Source organism: Nitrospirota bacterium, assembly GCA_020846775.1.
Lineage (GTDB): Bacteria > Nitrospirota > 9FT-COMBO-42-15 > HDB-SIOI813 > HDB-SIOI813 > RBG-16-43-11.
In genome coordinates, this window is sequence record JADLDG010000009.1 from 1 (window position 1) to 3,655 (window position 3,655).

The 3,655-nt window shown below is 41.6% G+C and carries 6 protein-coding genes; all 6 read left to right on the forward strand.

Annotated elements, in window-relative coordinates; genetic code table 11:
• The coding region (locus IT392_01180) for a hydrogenase expression/formation protein (protein MCC6543098.1) at window positions 1-766 on the forward strand (766 nt) is incomplete at its 5' end.
• A gap of 434 nt (window positions 767-1,200) precedes the next feature.
• A complete protein-coding gene (locus IT392_01185) occupies window positions 1,201-1,560 on the forward strand; it encodes a hypothetical protein (GenBank protein ID MCC6543099.1) in 360 nt (119 codons plus the stop codon).
• Window positions 1,561-1,567: 7 nt separating this feature from the next.
• A complete protein-coding gene (locus IT392_01190) occupies window positions 1,568-1,804 on the forward strand; it encodes a hypothetical protein (protein MCC6543100.1) in 237 nt (78 codons plus the stop codon).
• 2 nt (window positions 1,805-1,806) lie between these two features.
• Entirely contained in the window at window positions 1,807-1,983 is a 177-nt protein-coding gene (locus IT392_01195; protein MCC6543101.1) for a hypothetical protein, read from the forward strand.
• Entirely contained in the window at window positions 1,976-2,824 is an 849-nt protein-coding gene (locus IT392_01200) for an HNH endonuclease (protein ID MCC6543102.1), read from the forward strand. Before IT392_01195 ends, IT392_01200 begins: the two co-directional genes overlap by 8 nt.
• Window positions 2,825-2,832: 8 nt before the next feature.
• The gene (locus tag IT392_01205) at window positions 2,833-3,552 is read left to right on the forward strand and encodes a site-specific DNA-methyltransferase (protein MCC6543103.1); all 720 of its coding nucleotides are present in this window, start codon (window positions 2,833-2,835) and stop codon (window positions 3,550-3,552) included.
• The last annotated feature ends 103 nt before the right edge of the window (window positions 3,553-3,655 follow it).

The window sequence follows — 3,655 nt, forward strand, 5'->3', positions numbered from 1 at the left end:
CAAGTGGTTCCTGGCAACACTCCTGCTCCCCGAAAGAAAGACAAACAGAAAGCTGGTCACGCACCTATTTCAAGACATTATGAAATCGGCCCAAAAACTCAACATCACCCTGTGCGGCGGACACACCGAAATTTCTTATAAGATCGACCGTCCCATTGTCGTTGGCCACATGCTGGGTGAAGTTGAAAGGGACAAGCTTGTGGTAAACTCAAATGCAAAACCAGGTGATGCTCTTTTACTCACCAAGAGGATTGCCATTGAAGGAACGGCCATTATTGCGCGTGAGAAGTCTGCATTCATCCGGAAGCATCTTGGCGGCCGGTTTCTCAAAAGGGCACAGGCATTCATTGACAAGCCCGGTTTAAGCATCGTTGCAGATGCCTTGCTGGCGAATAAAGCGGCCAGCATTCATGCCATGCATGACCCAACGGAGGGTGGACTGTCTACCGGCATTCTGGAGCTAACAAAGGCATCTGGAACGGGGGCCGTTATTTACGCAGAAAAGATCCCATACTATAAAGAGACTGAACAGATATGCAAGTTGTTCGGCATCCACCCGCTTGGCCTCATTGCGTCGGGGTCGCTGCTGATTGCACTCGATCCGGCAGACACGCAAGACGTTGTCTCCGTCCTTGCGAAGCATGATATCGCATGCACTCAGATCGGCAAGCTTACGAAGAAAACCGCGGGATTGAGGCTTTGCAGAAATGGGAAACTAGTAAGAATGCCTACCTTTAAGGTAGACGAGATCACGAAAGTTTTGTAAAGAAATGGGGTTATGAATGTTAAGGAACTATGCGTAATGGATATCGTTTTTTTCGTGAAAAAGAATAAATCGTTTAATTCAATAAACATACGCCTCTTCTGTTCTCACGCTGTAGTGCTATACCTTGATTGCATCCCGAACCTGATCCAGCAATTTTGGTTTTGGCATAGGAGTTCCTTTTCATTATGGAAAAGATAAAAGCTTTGCACTGTTCTGGTAATTAAGGTATATTGTCAGCACAATATACGTGAACCTTATTATATGCCCTAATAGCCGTATAATAAGTCTCCAGTAAGCGTATTATAAGTACTAATAGCCGTAAAATAAGACAGCTGTTAGTACGGCTAATTCATGTTATGCGTGAATAATGAAATGCATCCTACCCAAAGAAAAGACTTTATATTTTAATCAAAAGAATGTAGAATCCCCACATTATGGAACTCTGGAATAAGGAAGTTGAAAAGAAATTCTTCACTGAATCTGTTAAATTCGCCACTCCTGAGCAATTGTTCTATGTAACCGATAAAAATAGATACCTCGCCTACTGGCCCAAAGACTATGACGGCAAGAAAAGTACCCTTCAAAGCAGAAATGCCCTCATCGGAAACTTTACAGAAAAATGGACAACAGATTTAATCCAAGAAGTCGTCAAAGATAAGGGACTGTTTGCCGTTCAAGGCGCAATCTGTGACGCGATTGCCCTGACAAACATGTCTCCTGCCGATGTTGTCATCTCAAAGAGCAAGAATATCAACCAGCAACCAGCAACCAGAAGACATTGTAGCTATAATTGAGGTAAAGATGTCTATTGTTTGGAATTGGGAACTCCAAGGCAAAGCCTTGTCTTGCGTTGGAGATTATAAGACCCATCAGGGCAATCCGGGTCTTTTACGCTCCGATTCAATGTTAAAGGCCATTGGTAAAAGTATAAATATAAGGGTTTCGAGTTTTAAGGCTGCTGCAATCCCGATTATTGTTATGGGCAATACACCCATTACTAACGAGTTATTAACTGAAGGTTTACAAAGTGAGGTGTGAAAATGAAATTTACTGTTAGAAGATACTTCTCTGGATATTGTACTTATGAAATAGAGGCTACAAGTAAAGGTGCGGCGTATAAAAAAGCGGAAAATATGCCTATCCATGAAGATGAAATATTAACCACATTAGAGGACTGGAAAGACTGCGATGAGGTAAAGCCAAACGCTAATGATTAAGACCGAAAGCAAGATTAACTATAGCTATGCAACTATTAAAGTAACCCAAAGCCGCATAGACAAGGGTTTAATAGCTATTCCTGTTTCATTAATACGATGGTTTCCAGATCACAAGACAACCATTAAGGTTTTTCTGGACGAGTCGGCTGTTCTGCATAATAAGAGTTACTCTCCATACACCAGTAGTACTAGAGAATGCAGGATTGGCGGGATGGCGGAATGGTACAAGGAAAATAAACTCAAAGACGGCGATGAAATCGTTGTCCAATTGATAGATAAGAAGCACTTTATCTATCGTTTGGTTCCTGAACAAAAGTTTCTGCTAAAAACGCAGGAACTGCAAAGTAGCTTAGATAAAGCCGAAAGTGAAAATGAGGCATCCGAAAATATAATAACTCTTGCTAACTGGGCTGATTTGGAGAAGAAGAAAGTGGTACTTGGTGAATACCATCGGCTGATTAAGTCTACACCGATTAAAGAAAGACGATACATAAATAAGTATTCAGATAGGGTAAAAGAGGATGTACCGCCTAATATAAGAGTTTTGTTAGGAGAGCTATACCAAGGACATTGCCAAGTGTGTGATTTTTGGTTTCTGAAAAAGGATAATAAACCGTATTTTGAAATACATCATATTAATCCCGATCAAGGACATCATCCGAAAAATCTGGTTATCGTCTGTGGCAATTGCCACAACCAGTTTGAATTCGCTAATGTAACGAACGAGTTTACTGTTAATAGTTGGCTTACTACGGTCAGTTTTAATAACAAACCTTATCCTGTAAATCAGATTTTTTTAAAGACAAGATGGGAAGAGTCCTTTAAGCAGTTGTATATTTAATCGAGGTAATGGATGATATTCCTGACTACAGCATTCATTTAATGGTCACATCACCGCCTTATAATGTAAAGAAAGAATACGACAAAGACCTTTCCCTTGATGAATATAGGGTATTACTAAAGAGAGTGTTCGCAGAGACATACAAGAAACTTGTAACAGGTGGACGGGCCTGTGTTAATGTCGCCAATCTCGGCAGGAAGCCTTATATACCGCTCCACAGCTATATCATAGAGGATATGCAAGAAATCGGCTATTTTATGCGTGGTGAAATCATTTGGAACAAGGCATCAAGCGCCAGTCCTTCAACAGCATGGGGCAGTTGGTTATCTGCGGGTAATCCGGTATTGAGAGACATTCACGAATATATTTTAGTTTTTTCAAAAGAATCGTTTTCAAGAAAACGAGGAAGCAAAAAAGACACAATAGCCAAAGAAGAGTTCCTTGAGTGGACAAAAAGTGTTTGGACATTCCCCGCTGTATCCGCACGCAGTATCGGCCATCCGGCCCCCTTTCCAGAGGAACTGCCCCACCGCCTAATTCAGCTATATACTTTCAAGGAAGATGTTGTCTTGGACCCGTTTTGTGGCAGTGGAACCGCTTGCCTTGCCGCCCGTAAGGACGGAAGATACTATATCGGGTATGACATTGAGCCTGAATATGTAAAGCTGGCAAATCAGAGAATAAAGGCACATTCAAGTCAAAAGGGGAGCATTCCCGATTTTTTGTAACCGTTCAAGGGATCAGGGCAAAACAACCCAACAACCCTGACAGGGTTTCAAACCCTGTCAGGGTTAAAACTACTGTACGTTTCATTAAAATATGGCAGAAGTC

Bases quoted from the DNA above. Each gene is read 5' to 3' on its own strand.
- IT392_01200 (MCC6543102.1), top strand. From the start codon at position 1,976: ATGATTAAGACCGAAAGCAAGATTAACTATAGCTATGCAACTATTAAA.
- IT392_01195 (MCC6543101.1), top strand. From the start codon at position 1,807: ATGAAATTTACTGTTAGAAGATACTTCTCTGGATATTGTACTTATGAA.
- IT392_01185 (MCC6543099.1), top strand. From the start codon at position 1,201: ATGGAACTCTGGAATAAGGAAGTTGAAAAGAAATTCTTCACTGAATCT.
- IT392_01190 (MCC6543100.1), top strand. From the start codon at position 1,568: ATGTCTATTGTTTGGAATTGGGAACTCCAAGGCAAAGCCTTGTCTTGC.
- IT392_01205 (MCC6543103.1), top strand. From the start codon at position 2,833: ATGGATGATATTCCTGACTACAGCATTCATTTAATGGTCACATCACCG.